The organism is Betaproteobacteria bacterium (assembly GCA_016713305.1).
Lineage (GTDB): Bacteria > Pseudomonadota > Gammaproteobacteria > Burkholderiales.
Genome location: JADJPK010000005.1, coordinates 282,313 through 297,602 on the forward strand (window position 1 = coordinate 282,313; position 15,290 = coordinate 297,602).

The 15,290-nt window shown below is 64.0% G+C and carries 14 protein-coding genes and 1 pseudogene; 6 read left to right on the forward strand and 9 right to left on the reverse strand.

What is annotated here, in order from left to right:
• Positions 1-16: 16 nt before the first annotated feature.
• The 7 genes from purH to IPK20_06285 form a co-directional block, all read right to left on the reverse strand.
• On the reverse strand, positions 17-1,582 hold the full coding sequence (purH, locus tag IPK20_06255; protein ID MBK8016353.1) for a bifunctional phosphoribosylaminoimidazolecarboxamide formyltransferase/IMP cyclohydrolase: 1,566 nt from the start codon (positions 1,580-1,582) through the stop codon (positions 17-19).
• Positions 1,583-1,620: 38 nt separating this feature from the next.
• Complete coding sequence (locus IPK20_06260; protein ID MBK8016354.1) at positions 1,621-1,881, reverse strand: Fis family transcriptional regulator; 261 nt, start codon at positions 1,879-1,881, stop codon at positions 1,621-1,623.
• Positions 1,854-2,861 (reverse strand): tRNA dihydrouridine synthase DusB, encoded by a 1,008-nt coding sequence (dusB, locus tag IPK20_06265; protein ID MBK8016355.1) that lies wholly within the window; start codon positions 2,859-2,861, stop codon positions 1,854-1,856. The genes IPK20_06260 and dusB overlap by 28 nt, the downstream gene beginning before the upstream one ends.
• Before the next feature lie 119 nt (positions 2,862-2,980).
• Positions 2,981-4,132 carry an FAD-dependent monooxygenase gene (locus IPK20_06270; GenBank protein MBK8016356.1) on the reverse strand — a complete coding sequence of 384 codons (1,152 nt, stop codon included), beginning with the start codon at positions 4,130-4,132 and terminating at the stop codon, positions 2,981-2,983.
• 5 nt (positions 4,133-4,137) lie between these two features.
• The gene (locus tag IPK20_06275; protein ID MBK8016357.1) at positions 4,138-5,466 is read right to left on the reverse strand and encodes an aminopeptidase P N-terminal domain-containing protein; all 1,329 of its coding nucleotides are present in this window, start codon (positions 5,464-5,466) and stop codon (positions 4,138-4,140) included.
• A gap of 1 nt (position 5,467) precedes the next feature.
• Positions 5,468-6,169: a nucleotidyltransferase family protein gene (locus IPK20_06280; GenBank protein ID MBK8016358.1), complete on the reverse strand. Its 702-nt coding sequence runs from the start codon at positions 6,167-6,169 to the stop codon at positions 5,468-5,470.
• Positions 6,170-6,263: 94 nt separating this feature from the next.
• Positions 6,264-7,262 (reverse strand): phosphotransferase, encoded by a 999-nt coding sequence (locus tag IPK20_06285; GenBank protein MBK8016359.1) that lies wholly within the window; start codon positions 7,260-7,262, stop codon positions 6,264-6,266.
• Positions 7,263-7,321: 59 nt separating this feature from the next.
• On the opposite strand from IPK20_06285, the gene IPK20_06290 reads away from it, so the two are divergent.
• The 4 genes from IPK20_06290 to rsmA are packed head-to-tail and all read left to right on the forward strand — an operon-like array spanning position 7,322 to position 12,677.
• The gene (locus tag IPK20_06290) at positions 7,322-9,553 is read left to right on the forward strand and encodes an LPS-assembly protein LptD (protein ID MBK8016360.1); all 2,232 of its coding nucleotides are present in this window, start codon (positions 7,322-7,324) and stop codon (positions 9,551-9,553) included.
• 22 nt (positions 9,554-9,575) lie between these two features.
• Positions 9,576-10,886, forward strand: coding sequence for a peptidylprolyl isomerase (locus IPK20_06295; GenBank protein MBK8016361.1), 1,311 nt, complete (start codon positions 9,576-9,578; stop codon positions 10,884-10,886).
• Positions 10,883-11,872 (forward strand): 4-hydroxythreonine-4-phosphate dehydrogenase PdxA, encoded by a 990-nt coding sequence (gene pdxA, locus IPK20_06300; protein ID MBK8016362.1) that lies wholly within the window; start codon positions 10,883-10,885, stop codon positions 11,870-11,872. Before IPK20_06295 ends, pdxA begins: the two co-directional genes overlap by 4 nt.
• Positions 11,862-12,677: a 16S rRNA (adenine(1518)-N(6)/adenine(1519)-N(6))-dimethyltransferase RsmA gene (gene rsmA, locus IPK20_06305; GenBank protein ID MBK8016363.1), complete on the forward strand. Its 816-nt coding sequence runs from the start codon at positions 11,862-11,864 to the stop codon at positions 12,675-12,677. Before pdxA ends, rsmA begins: the two co-directional genes overlap by 11 nt.
• Here the strand turns inward: rsmA and gloA are convergent.
• Together gloA and IPK20_06315 are read right to left on the reverse strand one after the other, a co-directional pair.
• Positions 12,652-13,047, reverse strand: a pseudogene (gloA, locus tag IPK20_06310) (lactoylglutathione lyase). The gene rsmA and the pseudogene gloA overlap by 26 nt on opposite strands.
• Before the next feature lie 8 nt (positions 13,048-13,055).
• On the reverse strand, positions 13,056-13,238 hold the full coding sequence (locus IPK20_06315; protein MBK8016364.1) for a rubredoxin: 183 nt from the start codon (positions 13,236-13,238) through the stop codon (positions 13,056-13,058).
• A gap of 120 nt (positions 13,239-13,358) precedes the next feature.
• Here IPK20_06315 and IPK20_06320 point away from each other — a divergent pair, with 120 nt between their 5' ends.
• Positions 13,359-13,997, forward strand: coding sequence for a thiamine phosphate synthase (locus IPK20_06320; GenBank protein ID MBK8016365.1), 639 nt, complete (start codon positions 13,359-13,361; stop codon positions 13,995-13,997).
• Positions 13,994-15,280 carry a glutamate-1-semialdehyde 2,1-aminomutase gene (hemL, locus tag IPK20_06325; GenBank protein ID MBK8016366.1) on the forward strand — a complete coding sequence of 429 codons (1,287 nt, stop codon included), beginning with the start codon at positions 13,994-13,996 and terminating at the stop codon, positions 15,278-15,280. Before IPK20_06320 ends, hemL begins: the two co-directional genes overlap by 4 nt.
• Positions 15,281-15,290: the final 10 nt, after the last annotated feature.

The following is a 15,290-nucleotide window of genomic DNA, read 5'->3' on the forward strand; positions in this document are numbered from 1 at the left end:
GTCCATGGTGAGAACCTCAGTGCCGGAAATGGCGGGTGCCGGTGAAGACCATCGCGATGCCGCGCTCGTCCGCGGCGGCGATCACTTCGTCGTCCCGCATGCTTCCACCCGGTTGGATGACCGCGACGGCCCCTGCGTCCACGACCACGTCGAGTCCGTCGCGGAAGGGGAAGAAGGCGTCCGACGCCACCATGGACCCCTGGAGTGAAAGTCCTGCATTCTGGGCCTTGATCGAGGCGATGCGTGCTGAATCGATCCTGCTCATCTGGCCGGCTCCCACGCCCAGCGTTCTTCCGCGACCGCAGAACACGATGGCGTTGGACTTCACGAATTTCGCGACACGCCAGGCGAAGAGAAGATCGTGCAGCTGCTCCTGCGTCGGCGCCAGTCTGGTGACGACACGCAGTTCGGCCAGCGATACGTTCCGGGCATCCGGACTTTGCACAAGCACGCCTCCGCCCACCCGCTTTATGTCCTGGGCGTTGGGTTCCCTGGCGAGCGCCACTTCCAGCAGCCGCACGTTTGCCTTCGCAGCGAATACCTGCACCGCTTCGTCGGAGTAGCCGGGGGCGACCACCACTTCCACGAACTGATTCGCGACGATCTGCTTGGCCGTCTCCGTGTCGACCTTGCCGTTGAAGGCGATGATCCCGCCGAACGCTGACGTGGGGTCCGTTGCATAGGCGAGCCGGTACGCCTCGATCGCGCTCGCCGCCTCGGCGACGCCGCACGGATTGGCATGCTTCACGATCACGCAACCCGAGCGCTCGAGCGTCTTCACGCATTCCCAGGCGGCATCGGCGTCGGCGATGTTGTTGTACGAGAGTTCCTTCCCTTGGATCTGACGGTACCCGGCCAGGCTTCCCGCAGGAGCCGCAGCATCGCGGTAGAACGCACCTTTCTGGTGAGGATTCTCGCCGTAGCGAAGATCCTGCACTTTCGAATACGACAGATTCAGCTGGTCGGGGAACTCGTGCCGCACCCCGTCCTTGCCCAGCGCCGTGAGGTAATTGCTGATCGCGCCATCGTACCGGGCGGTGTGCGAGAAGGCTTTCTTCGCGAGATCGAAACGCATCTCCAGCCCCACGCGTCCCCCCGTGGATTTCATCTCCGCGAGGACCGCAGGGTAGTCTGCCGGATCGGTGACGACCGCGACGTGGCGATGGTTCTTCGCGGCTGCACGCACCATGGTCGGGCCGCCGATGTCGATGTTCTCGACGGCGTCTTCCAGCGTGCAATCGGGGTTGGCGACCGTCTGCTGGAACGGGTACAGATTGACCACCACGAAATCGATGTAGCCCATTCCCTCCCGGGTCATGGCATCGACATGGGAGGGAAGATCACGGCGCGCCAATATTCCGGCGTGTACGCGCGGATGCAGCGTTTTCACCCGACCGTCCAGCATTTCCGGAAATCCGGTGTAGGACGCGACCTCCGTCACCGGTATGCCCGCATCCGACAGGAGCTTGGCGGTGCCGCCCGTGGAAAGGATCGCCACTCCGAGACGGTGAAGATCTCGGGCGAAATCCACGATACCGGTCTTGTCGGAAACGCTGATGAGGGCTTGTCGCAGTTGAGTCATGGGAACGCTTCGTTGAATGGTGATTGCGGCCCGAGGGTTCAGATCAGGCCATAGAACTTGAGCTTCTTGCGCAAGGTGTTGCGGTTCATGCCGAGGATCTCCGCGGCCAGCGTCTGGTTGCCTTCGACCTGCGCCATGACGTACTCCAGCAGTGGCATCTCGACACACGCCATCACCATGTCGTGCAGCGGTGCGGGACGTTCTCCGTCAAGATCGCGGAAATACGCGTCGAGGGCCCTGCGAACGCAGCGCCCGATGTCGTTCTCGTTCTCTACGCGGCGCGCTGGTCTGTTGGCCATGATTTTCCGGCGAGCGTGGTTTGCTGGTTGAAGAAAGTGTCCACCGTGGAGAGCTGCGCCACAGGGTCCTCGAGCTGATTCATGCTGCGCCGCAGGGCGTCTCCGCCAGCGAGGGACCGTGAGTACCATCCGATGTGCTTGCGGGCCACACGGCAGCCGGCCACTGCGCCGTACAGGGAGTAGAGCGCCTCGAGGTGCTCGACGATGATCGCGTGAATCTCCTCCGGCGAGGGACCGGCCGCAACGGTTCCCTGTTCGAGGCTCGCGTCGATCTCCGAAAAGATCCATGGGCGGCCTTGTGCCGCACACCCGATCATCAAGGCGTCGGCCCCGGTCGATTCCAGCACCTGTCGGGCCTTTGCGGGCGAGTCGATGTCGCCATTGGCGATCACGGGGATCCGCACGGCCGACTTCACGGCGGCGATCGTCTCGTATTCCGCATGCCCGTCGTAGAAATCCGCGCGGGTCCGACCATGGATGGTGAGCGCACTGATTCCGGCTTCCTCGGCGATGTGGGCGATGCGCCCGGCGTTGCGACAGTCCCGGTTCCACCCCGTGCGCATCTTGAGGGTTACCGGCACGGCCACGGATTGGACGACACGTTCGAGAATCCGGGCAGCGAGCAATTCGTCCCTCATCAGCGCGGATCCGGCGAGGACGTTGCAGACCTTGCGCGCTGGGCATCCCATGTTGATGTCGATGATCTGGGCACCTTGCTCCACATTGAAGCGCGCCGCCTCGGCCATCTGCTCTGGATCGGTGCCGGCGATCTGCACGGCCACCGGTTCCGGTTCACCGTCGTGCGCGCGCCGCCTGCGACTCTTTGCCGTGTTCCAGAGGCGAGCGTCGGACGTCGTCATTTCGGAGACGGCGTATCCCGCGCCCAGCCGCCGGCAAAGCTGACGGAACGGGCGATCCGTGACGCCGGCCATCGGTGCCACCGCGAGCCGATTGCGGAGTCGATAGGGTCCGATCTGCATGCCGGAAGGCTCGGGCGGAGTCGACGAAGAAAGGGGGCGTATTGTAATCAGAAACCACTGGTGCGAACGCCGCAGAATCGCAAAACACGCAACGCATCGGAATGGCAGCGATGCTGTGGCTACCGAAGTGGAACGGATGTGAGCAGCGAGGTGAAGGAACGGCGGGGAACCGGAAGCAGATCGAGAATCTCGAGGCCGCATGCTCGCGCCGCCGCGGCGCCAGGCATCGAGATACGGAATGCGCGGGCAAGAAAGTCGGTGATACCGATGGTGACGGTACGATCCAATTGGCGTGACGCCGCGTATCCTTCCAGAACCTTCGCGGAGGCATTGCCTGCGTTCGTCAGCGCTTTGGTCAATGCCCACGCATCTCTCAGTCCCAGATTCAACCCCTGTCCCGCGACGGGGTGAAGGGTCTGCGCCGCATTGCCGATCACCGCGACGTTGCCGCGCGCGATGGGGCTCGTTCTTCGGAGCGACAGCGGGAATGCGCCGCGGTCGCGAATTGCCAGGAAACGGCCCAGCCGCCAGCCGAAAGACTGTTGCAAGGCATCGAGCACATGGCCGGACGAGGCGGACACGAGCCGTTCTGCGATCTCGGGTGGAAGCGTCCAGACAAGGGCGTAACCATCGAAGGATGGAAGCAGTGCAAGAGGCCCATGGTCGGTGAATCGTTCGAACGCGGTACCTGAACTCCCTTTGGCCACGCGCACCGTCCCCACCAGGGCATGAACACCGTAGTCATCTGACCGGACCGTGAATCCTGCCGAGTCCAGGAGCGCGCCGCCTCCGTCCGCGATGACGGCCACGCGCGCCGCCACGGGACCGCCGGACGTGGTCAGGCGCACTCCGTCGCCCTCGTCGTCGATGCGCTCGACCGTCGTTCCGAAATCGATCTCGCAGGTCTCCCGCGCCCGCTTCAGGATCGAATCGACCACGTCACCGTAGGTGGCGACAAAACCGAGCGCGGGAAGCGAGATGTCGGAGGCAAGAAGGTGAGTGCGGCCGACCGCGTGGCACTGCGACACATGAACCGCCAGGATCGGTGTTGCCGTGCCTATCTTGCGCAGATCGACCCCTGCTCCCAGAAGTTTGAGATGACTGCCCCAAGAAAGGGCGAGTCCACGGCGGTCCGCGCGGAATTGATCGGGACCGCGCGATTCGAGCACCCGGCAGCGGAAGCCCGCATCGGACAGAGCGCGTGCGAGATAGAGACCCACCGGCCCCGCACCCACGATACATATCTGTTCGTTCGAGCCGGTCGGAAGCACGTCCGTCAGGCCACGGTGCCCACGATGGATTCGATATCGGCAACCGACTTCGGCGTCTCCGCGGTGAGGAGTTCGCAACCGGTCGCCGTTACCAGCGCATCGTCTTCGATGCGGATGCCGATGTTCCAGAACGCCTCGGGGACGTTCTCCGCAGGACGGATGTAGCACCCTGGTTCGACGGTCAGCGTCATGCCGGTTTCCAGGGTCCGCCACTGGCCGTCCCGCTTGTAGTCACCCGCGTCGTGCACGTCCAGCCCGAGCCAGTGTCCCGTGCGGTGCATGTAGAAGCGGCGGAAGTCTCCCGACTCGATGACCGATTCCACCGTTCCGGCACACAACCCGAAGTCGATGAATCCCCGGACCAGCACGGCAACCGCCGCATCGTGCGCCGCTTCCCAGGGATTGCCCGGGCGAACCTGCGCGATCGCAGCCGCCTGCGCTGCAAGCACCAGCTCGTAGATATCCCTCTGCGGAGACGAGAACCGGCCATTCACCGGATAGGTCCGCGTGATATCGGAGGCATATCCCTCCAGTTCGCATCCGGCATCGATCAGCAGCAGGTCGCCGTCTTCCATGCGGCGCGTGTTCTCCACGTAGTGCAGGACGCACGCATTGGGGCCGCTCGCCACGATCGACGGGTAGGCCGGAAAACGGGCGCCGGAACCCACGAATTCATGCAGCAGCTCGGCCTCGATCTCGTACTCGTGCCTGCCCGGCCGGGTCGCCCTCATGGCGCGCGCGTGTGCCCGGGCCGAAATGGCGCCCGCAGCCCGCATGGTTGCGATCTCGTGAGAGTCCTTTATCAGACGCATGTCATCGAGCAGGCGCCGGATGTCGCGGATCTCGCCCGGGGCGGCGATCCCGCTCCTCGCCTTGGACCGCACCGCATTGAGCCACTCGATGATCCGGCCGTCCCAGGCAGCATCGGAGCCCACGTCCGTATACAGCGCCGGCTGGTCACCGAGCAGTTCTGCCATGCGCGTGTCGAGAGTGCTTATGTCGTTGGCCTCGTCGAAGCCGAACGCGTCCTTCGCAAGCGCGGGACCGAACCGGTAGCCATCCCAGATCTCGCGTTCCAGATTCTTCTCGCGGCAGAACAGGATGCACTTCGGATCCGGACCGGCGACGAGCACGAGAACCGACCCGGGCTCGGTGAATCCGGAGAGGTAGTAGAAGTAGCTGTCGAATCGGAACGGGTGGTGCGTGTCGCGATTGCGGGTGCGTTCGGCCGAGGTGGCCACGACTGCCACGCCACGTTCCATGGCACGGAGCAGGCGCGAACGCCGCTCCCGGAAGGGTGCGATGCTCGGGGGGATCTTCAGGGATTCGGTCATGTCAGGGATTCGCAGGTTGTCGCGCGCCGCGTGCAAGCAGACGCAGGTCGAGGGAGGCAAGCCGTTCCGGCGTTCCGACGTCCAGCCAGAAGCCATCAAGACGTTCCGCTGTGACCGCCCCGCGGGCCATCGCGTTCTGTAGCAAGACCCCCAGCTTTGCACGCGAGCCGCGTGGAATGTGCCGGAACAGCTCGGGGCGGTACATGCCGATGCCGCTGAACGTGAGCCGGGGCGACCCGTCGGCGAAGGCGCGATCTCCGTCCAGCCGGAAATCGCCGGCGGGATGGTGGTCCGGATTGTCCACCAGCAGCAGGTGTGCGAGCGCGTCGGAAGGCTCCAGATGGCGCCGTCCACGATTCGCCAGGGCGGCGAAGTCCGCTTCGCAATACACATCACCGTTGATCACGAGGAAGGGTTCGGTACCCAGCCGATCGAGGGCCAGCGCGATGCCTCCCGCGGTCTCCAGGGCCTCGCGTTCCGCCGAATACGTGATCGCGAGTCCCCAACGGCTCCCGTCGCCCAGAGCATCCTCGATCATGAAGCCGAGGTGGGCATGATTCACGATGATGTCGCGGATTCCCGCGGCGGCCAATCGTTCGAGATGCCAGACGATGAGCGGTTTTCCGCCCGCCTCCAGCAGAGGCTTCGGGCAACGGTCGGTCAGGGGCCTCATCCGCTCGCCCCGGCCGGCGGCCAGGATCATCGCCTTCAAGCTGTCCATGCCCACACCCGGCGCAAGACGTGCTCGGCGATGAGTTGCCCGGAGTTGCGGATACCTGCCATTTCCGGGACTTTCATCAGAAGGTGTAGCCAGCCTGGGGTGCGCGTTCCTCGATCGTGTCCAGGAGCGGCAGCAGGCCCGCGAGTTCGCCGTAGCGCAGCGCCGTGGACCGCACGTACCGCAAGAACCGCGGCGTGTCCTCCAGGTAGCCCCGCTTCCCGTCCCGGTAGTTGAGCCGGGCGAAGATGCCGAGCACCTTGAGGTGCCGTTGCATTCCCATCCATTCCACGTCGCGGTAGAACTCGCCGAAATCCGCCGACACGGGGAGCCGGGCACGACGCGCTTTTTCCCAGTAGCGGATGGTCCAGTCGAGGATCTCCCGTTCCTCCCAGCTGATGAAGGCGTCGCGCATCAGGGAAGCCACGTCATAAGTGATCGGACCATGCACGGCATCCTGGAAGTCCAGGATGCCGGGGTTCGGGTCGCTCACCATCAGATTGCGTGGCATGTAGTCGCGGTGAACGTAGACGCGAGGTTGCGCCAGGATGTTCCGAAGCAGGGTGGCGAACACGCCTTCGAGCATGCCGGCGAGTTCCGCGGTCGACTCAAGGCGGTGGTGCCGCGCCAGATACCAATCGGGAAAGAGCGCCAGTTCCCGCCGCAGCAGTGCCTCGTCGTAGGAGGGCAGCACATCCGGCCGGCTCGCGAGCTGCCAGGAAACGAGTGCCGTCGTCGCCGAATCGAACAGTCCGGGTGCGAGCGTCCGGTCGCGCTCGATCGCCTGCAGGAAGGTGGCATTGCCCAGGTCGGTCAGGAGCAGAAAACCGGCTCCGAGATCCTGTGCCAGCACTTTCGGCGCGTGCAGCCCCGCCTCATTCAGGAGTTGCGCCACCTTGACGAAAGGACGGCAATCCTCGTGCTCCGGTGGCGCGTCCATGATGATCCAGGATCGTTCGCCGTCGCGCGCGCGGAAGTAGCGGCGGAAGCTCGCGTCCGATGAGGCCGGTTCGAGGGACACCCGGATACCGGGCAGTGCACGGGACAACCAGACTTTTAGCGCGTCGAGACGATCCAAGGAGCGACCTGCGGGTTCTATACTTCCGGCATTCTAACAACGCCCCCGTCTCGCCACCCATGCCGCTCGTCGCCCGATGGCTGTTCGCCGCGGCCGTCTCGCTACCCGCGACGGCCATGGGGCAGTCGCTCGGACTCAAGCTCAAGCTCGATCCTGCGCTTCGCGCGCCGACGCCTGCCGAACTCACGCAGGGTGACTCCGCGCTCTTTCTCGAGGCCGATCGCGTGGCCGGCAAGGCGGGCGACAGTGTGCAGGCCGACGGCAACGTGCGCCTGCGGTCACGCGGCCAGACTGTCTTCGCCGACAACGTCGTCTATACACCCGCCGACGAGGTGCTCACGGCCACCGGCCATGTCAGGGTCGACAGGCTGGGAGACATGATCGAAGGCGCGAAGGTGCGCATCGACATGCGGAACGACAAGGCATACGCGGAGTCGCCCGAGTACTACTTCCGCGCGCTGAACGCGCGGGGCAAAGCCAATCGACTGTTCGTCGACAGCAAGACGCGCATCAAGGCCGAAGCGGCCACGTACAGCACCTGCGTCCCTCCCAGTCAGGACTGGTTTCTCAAGGTCAGGAAGCTCGATCTCGATCGCGAGAAGGATGAAGGCGTCGCCCGGGGGGCCACGGTGTATTTCAAGAATGTGCCGTTTCTCTACACGCCCTACATCGACTTTCCACTCTCCAATGCACGCAAGAGCGGCTTCCTCGGCCCGACCTATGGCACCACCGGCAAGAGCGGCTTCGAACTGACCGTCCCGTACTACCTCAATCTTGCCCCGAACTACGACGCCACGATCGCCCCGCGGTTCCTCGCCAAGCGAGGACTGATGTTCAACAACGAGTTCCGCTACCTCAACGCCAACTTCTCGGGCATCGTGAATGCGGAGTTCCTTCCCAACGATCGCGAACGCGGGGGCGAGCGCCGGTACGCGCTTGCCTTGCGCCACAACCATGCGCTCACGCCGGCGCTCACCGGCTACGTGAATCTGCAGAAGGCTTCCGACGACCGTTACTTTGTCGACCTGTCCAACCGGCTGGCCGTCACGTCGATATCCAATCTTCCCCGGGAAGGAGGGCTCACCTACAACGGCGGCTGGTGGACCTTCGCGGGCCGGACGCAGAAATTCCAGACGCTGCAGGATCCGCTGGCCCCCATCACTCCTCCCTATGCCAGGCTGCCGCAGCTCACCTTCACGGCGCTTCGGCAGGATGTGAGGGGATTCGATGCCAACCTTGCATCGGAGTACGTCTCCTTCTCCCATCCCACGTTGCTGAATGGCAGACGGACAACGATCTATCCGAGCCTCACGTATCCGATCCAGAGGTCGTTCGCCACCATACTTCCCAAGGTCGGCCTGCACTACACGCGTTACGAACTCGATGGCGCGGGCCAGCCGGGGACGCAGGACAGGATGCTGCCCATCTTCAGCGTGGACAGTTCGGTCACCTTCGAACGCAACACCAGTTTCCGCGGCACGCCGCTGCTGCAGACGCTCGAGCCGAGGCTCTACTACGTCTACATTCCCTATCACGATCAAAGCCGCCTGCCGGTCTTCGACACGGCTGTGGCGGACTTCAACCTCGCGCAGGTCTTCAGCGAGAACCAGTTCGTGGGCGGCGACCGCATCAACGATGCGAACCAGCTGACGGCAGGGGTGTCGAGCCGGTTGATCGACGCGCTGGACGGCCGCGAACGCCTGCGGCTCACGCTGGCCCAAAGATTCTTTTTCGCCGACCAGCGCGTGACCCTGCCCAACACGGTCGCGCGTACGCAGAACCGATCCGATGTGCTGGCAGCGCTCACGGGACGCATGAGCCAGTCCTGGTACATCGATACGGCAGTCAAGATGGACATCAATCAGGGCCGCCCGGACCGGTCGATGTTCTCGTTGCGCTACAACCCCCAGATCGGCAATCTCGTCAATCTCGGGTATCGCTTCAATCGCGGAAGCTTCGAGCAGGTCGATGTGTCGGGTCAGTGGCAGCTCAACGAACGCTGGAGCGGTGTCGGCCGCCTCGCCTACTCGATGTTCGACCGGCGCGCGACGACCACCATCGCCGGCATTGAGTACAATGCCGGTTGCTGGGTCGGCCGTTTCGTCCTGCAGGAATTCGTCACCTTCACCCAGGACAGCGTCCGGGCGTTCTTCTTCCAGCTGGAGTTGAACGGCCTGTCGAAGATCGGCTCCAATCCGCTGGAAATCCTCAGGCAGAACGTGCTGGGCTATCAGCGCATGAACGCACTGCCGCAGTCCCAGTTCAACGAAGACTACTACCCCATGCAGTGACCGCAGCCAGGTGCCGCCCTTGATGACCTACTCCAGACTTGCACTCATCTTTCTCGCATGCCTTTGGGCGGTGCTGCCGCAACATGCGGATGCCGCGGAGCGCAGACGGGATCCCATCCTGGTGGACCGTGTGATCGCCGTGGTGAACAACGAAGTCATCACCCAGCTCGAGCTGGAGGAGCAGGTCAAGCTGGCCTCACGCGAATTGACCAGGCAGGGGACCGCTCTGCCGCAGCGCGAATTGCTGGACAAGCAGTTGCTCGAGCGCATGATCACGACGCGGGTTCTGGTTCAGTATGCGAAGGAGACGGGGTTGCGCGTGGACGAGGCACAGGTGGACCGGGCGGTGTCCCGGCTGGCGAAGGAAAACAAGATGAGCCCGGCGGAACTGAAGGAGTTCCTGCAGGAAGAAGGGGTGGACTTCAGCCGGTATCGGGAGGATGTCCGCAACGACATTTTCATCGCGAGGCTTCGCGAACGCGAAGTGGAAGGCCGGGTTTCGGTGTCGGATGCGGAAATCGAGAGCTATCTCAAGGGCCAGCAGGCCTCCGGTCGCAACGACGAGTTCAATCTGTTGCATATCCTGGTCACGGTTCCCGAGGCGGCCGCTCCCGATCAGATCCAGGCGCGGAAGACACGCGCGGAGGAGGCGTTGGCCAAGCTGAGGCAGGGGGCCGACTTCAAGCAGGTCTCGGCGACCTACTCGGACGCCACCAACGCCTTGCAAGGGGGCGAACTCGGCTGGCGAAGCGTGGGCAGGCTGCCTTCCATCTTTGCGCAGGCCGTGTCCGGCATGAAGCCCGGCGATGTGTCGGGGCTGCTGCGGAGTCCCAACGGGTTCCACATTCTCAAGCTCGTCGAGAAGCGGTCCACCTCCAACCAGGTGGTGGTCGAGCAGACGAGGGCCCGTCACATTCTCGTGCGGCTGAACGAGATCGTCGCCGAAGACGAGGCAAAGCGGCGTCTGGAAGCGATCCGGGAGAAGGTCGTTGCGGGTGGCGATTTTGCGGAATTCGCCCGCGCTCAGTCGGAAGACTCGAGTGCTGCGCGGGGCGGGGACCTCGGTTGGCTCTCGCCAGGCGACACCGTGCCGGAGTTCGAACAGGCGATGGCAGCGCTCAAGCCAGGAGAAGTGAGCCCGCCGGTGCAGTCGCCGTTCGGGTGGCATCTGATCCAGGTCCTCCAGCGGCGTACCGAAGACATGACCAAGGAGCGGGAGCGTCAGCTTGCCCGTCAATCCATTCGCATGCGAAAGGGCGATGAAGCCTTCACCGACTGGGTGAGGCAGATGCGTGACCGCGCATTCGTCGAATATCGCCTAGAGGAGCGTTGAACCCTCCACTTGTCGCGGTCACCACCGGCGAACCTGCCGGGGTGGGACCCGAACTGTGCATGCGAGTCGCGGCAGGCTGTTCCCTGCCGCTGGTGCTCATCGGTGATCGCGACCTCCTCCGGGAGCGGGCGATGGCTTGCGGGATTCCCTCGTCGATTCCCGATCACGACCCGGCCGTCCCAAGCGGATTGCCGACCATTCTTCACGTGCCGCTCGCTGTGCCATCGGCGGCCGGACAGCCGGATGCCAGAAACGCGGACTACGTGCTCGCCACGCTGGATCGGGCGATCGACGGCTGTACCTCCGGGGAGTTCTGCGCCATGGTCACGGCCCCCGTGCAGAAGTCCGTCATCGCGGAGGGAGGCCACGATTTCATGGGACATACCGAGTACCTCGCGGAGCGATGCGGCGTCGATCGGGTGGTCATGATGCTCGTCGGCGGCGGGATGCGGGTTGCGTTGGCAACGACGCACCTCGCCTTGCGCGACGTACCGGATGCCATCAAGCAGCCGTCCCTGGAAGAGACCATCCGGATTCTTCACGCGGATCTGAAATCGAAGTTCGGCATCGCCCGTCCGCGAATCCTGGTGGCCGGCCTCAATCCTCACGCGGGCGAGGCCGGGCGGTTCGGTCGCGAGGAAATCGAGGTGATCGAACCCGTGATCCGGGCCATGCAGCGGCGGGGGTTCGACGTCACCGGCCCGCTGCCAGCGGACACGTTGTTCCAGTCACGCTACCTCGATCGCGCAGATGCTGTTCTTGCGATGTATCACGACCAGGGGCTCGCCGTTCTCAAGTACGCAAGCTTCGGACGGGGCGTGAACGTCACCTTGGGCCTGCCGATCGTGCGAACGTCGGTGGATCATGGCACGGCGCTCGACCTCGCCGGCACCGGCAAAGCCGACGACGGAAGTCTCCGTGCCGCGGTGGAACTCGCCTGCGCTCTTGCCGGTGTCGGGCGGGAGGGGTTCTCCGATGACCGCTGAACGAACAGCAGGAGCCTCGCGATCCCATGTCCCCAGGAAGCGCTTCGGACAACACTTTCTGGCCGACAGGTCGGTCATCCGGAAGATTCTCGATGCGCTTGCGCCGGCTGGGGGCGACAACGTACTGGAGATCGGTCCGGGCCTGGGTGCACTCACGGAACCCCTGCTCGAGAGGATTCCGTTTCTTCAAGTGGTCGAGATCGACAGGGACATCGTTCAGCGGCTGCGGGCGGCCCACGAGGAAAGCCGCTTGCGGATACATGAAGGTGACGCGCTGCAGTTCGACTTCGGAATCGCGGGAGCGGATCTGCGTGTGGTGGGCAACCTTCCGTACAACATCTCCACGCCGCTTCTTTTCCGCCTTGCGCAGTGGCGGGCACGAATCCGGGACTGTCATTTCATGCTGCAGAAGGAAGTCGTGGACCGCATGGTCGATCATCCGGGCGGACCGGACTACGGCAGACTCAGTGTCATGCTGCAGTATCGCTTCCGGATGGAGAAGCTCTTCGAAGTTCCGCCGGGCGCGTTCCGCCCGCCGCCCAAGGTTCGTTCTGCCGTCGTGCGCATGACACCGCTGGGACCGGAAGCACCGGTTGCGCTCGATGAGCAGGCTTTGGGTGAAGTGGTGACCAGGGCCTTCACCCGCAGGCGCAAGACCCTTCGCAACGCTCTCGAGGGCTATCTCGACGTTCCGCGCATAGAAGCGGCCGGGCTGGATCCGGCATCGCGCCCGGAGACGGTCGATGTCGGCGGATTCATCCGTGCCGCCGACGAATACGTCAGGAGGCGCGCGATCGCTGAATGAACTCGATCTTGTATCCGTCAGGGTCCTCGACGAACGCGATCACCGTGGTTCCGTGCTTCATGGGTCCGGCCTCCCGCGTGACCTTGCCGCCCCTGCTTCTTCACGTCCTCGCACGCCTTGTAGGCGTCTTCCACTTCCAGTGCGATGTGGCCGTAACCCGTACCCAGTTCGTAGCTCTTGGTGTCCCAGTTATGGGTGAGTTCGAGCACTGTTTCCTTGTCCTCTCGTCGCCGTAGCCGATGAAGCAGAGGGTGAAACGGCCGTCCGGATAGTCCTTCTGACGAAGCACGCGCATTCCGAGCACGTGACTATAGAAGTCCACCGAACGCTGAAGATCGCCCACTCGAAGCATTGTGTGCAGGATACGCATGATCGCCCTCAGATCTGAACCATCTCGAAATCTTCCTTGCGTGCTCCGCATTCGGGACACACCCAGTTCATCGGCACGTCGTCCCAGCGGGTTCCGGCGGGGATGCCCTCTTCGGGTAGGCCCGCGGCTTCGTCGTAGATGAAGCCGCAAATGAGGCACATGAAGGTCTTGTATTCTGTGGTGGAAGACATCGCGCGCTCGGCATTGGATAAAATGGAAATTGTACGTTCAAACGTCCATTCGCCAAAGGCGGCGTGTGCGTTTCGAGCGAAGAGTCTGCCCGCTTCAGGGCACGCAACGGAACCCTGCCGATGATTCATGGTTTGTACGCCATCACACCCGATTCATGGGATAGCCAGCGCCTGCTAGACGGGGTCGAGGCGGCTGTCGAAGGGGGGGCATCCGTTCTGCAGTACCGGCGCAAGGCGATCGCGATTTCCGAGCGTAGAAAGGAAGCGGCGGCGATTCGGGAGATCTGCCGCCCGCGGGGCGTTCCGCTCATCGTCAACGATGACCCCACCCTCGCGGCCGAGGTGCATGCCGATGGCGTTCATCTAGGGCGGGACGACGGTTCGGTGGCGGCAGCACGCGCTGTCCTCGGAGGGACGTCCATGATAGGTGTCTCCTGCTACGACGATCTCGAGCGTGCGGGGCGAGCCTTTCACGAAGGGGCCGATTACGTGGCGTTCGGCAGTTTCTTTCCTTCCGCGGTGAAGCCCCACGCCGTCCGTCCCCCGGTGTCCCTGCTGAGCGCAGCACGTGACCGCATCGCGCTTCCGCGAGTCGCGATCGGCGGCATCACCGTGCACAATGCGGCCCTGTTGATCGAGGAGGGCGCCGATGCGGTGGCCGTCATCTCCGACCTGTTCGACGCGCAAGACATCCGTGCCAGGGCGGAACTGTTCTCGTCATTGTTTCGTGCCACGCAACCGTTCATCGAGGTTCCATGACTTCCCGCAATGAATCCCTTTTCGCCCGGTCACAGAAAGTCATCCCGGGTGGAGTGAATTCTCCCGTCCGCGCGTTTCGCTCCGTGGGTGGCGTTCCACGCTTCTTCGTTCGCGGCGAAGGTGCCTGGCTTTGGGATGCCGACGGGCGCAAGTACGTCGACTACGTCGGTTCCTGGGGGCCGATGATCGTCGGGCACGCTCATCCCGAGGTGGTTCAGGCTGTCCAGACGGCTGCCGCATCGAGTCTCTCCTTCGGCGCTCCGACGGAGAAGGAACTGGAGATGGCCGAACTGCTCACGACGCTGCTTCCCTCCATGGAGATGGTGCGTCTGGTGAGTTCGGGCACGGAAGCGACGATGTCGGCCATCCGCCTTGCGCGCGGGTTCACCGGCCGCAACGTGATCGTCAAGTTCGAAGGCTGCTATCACGGGCATGCCGACGCGCTGCTCGTGAAGGCGGGATCGGGAGCGCTGACATTCGGCCAGCCGAGTTCGGCCGGCGTACCGGCCGACACGACTCGTCACACCCTGGTCCTGGACTACAACGACGTGGAGGCTCTCGAGAGCGCCTTCGCTGCCCAGGGGAAGGATATCGCGGCCGTCATTCTCGAACCCGTCGTGGGCAACATGAACCTGGTGCGCCCTTCCGAGGACTTTCTTCGCGCGCTACGCGACCTGACGGCGCATCACGGTGCGGTATTGATCTTCGACGAGGTGATGACCGGCTTTCGTGTGGGCCCCCGCGGCGCGCAGGGGCTCTTCGGCATCACCCCGGATCTGACGACCCTGGGCAAGGTGGTCGGCGGTGGCATGCCACTGGGCGCGTTCGGTGGCCGTCGCGAGATCATGGAGCGTCTCGCCCCGCTCGGGCCGGTTTACCAGGCGGGGACGCTGTCGGGCAATCCGGTGGCCGTCGCCGCGGGACTTGCCACGCTCAAGCTGGTCCAGGCACCGGGTTTCTTCGATCGGCTTTCCGACGCGACATCGAGACTCGTGTCCGGCCTTGTCGATGAGGCCAGGAAGAACGGGGTGGAGTTCTCGGGCGATTGTGTGGGCGGAATGTTCGGCTTGTTCTTCCGTGCGAACCCCCCGGCGACGTTTGCAGAGGTGATGACGGCGGATCGGGAGAAGTTCAACCGGTTCTTCCACCTCATGCTCGATCGTGGGATCTATCTTGCCCCGTCCGCCTTCGAAGCGGGCTTCGTGTCGTCCGCCCATGGCGAAGAAGAACTGGGCTTGACGATCGTCGCGGCGGGCGAGGCTTTTTCCGCGCTCGCCGCGTGACCGCCACGCT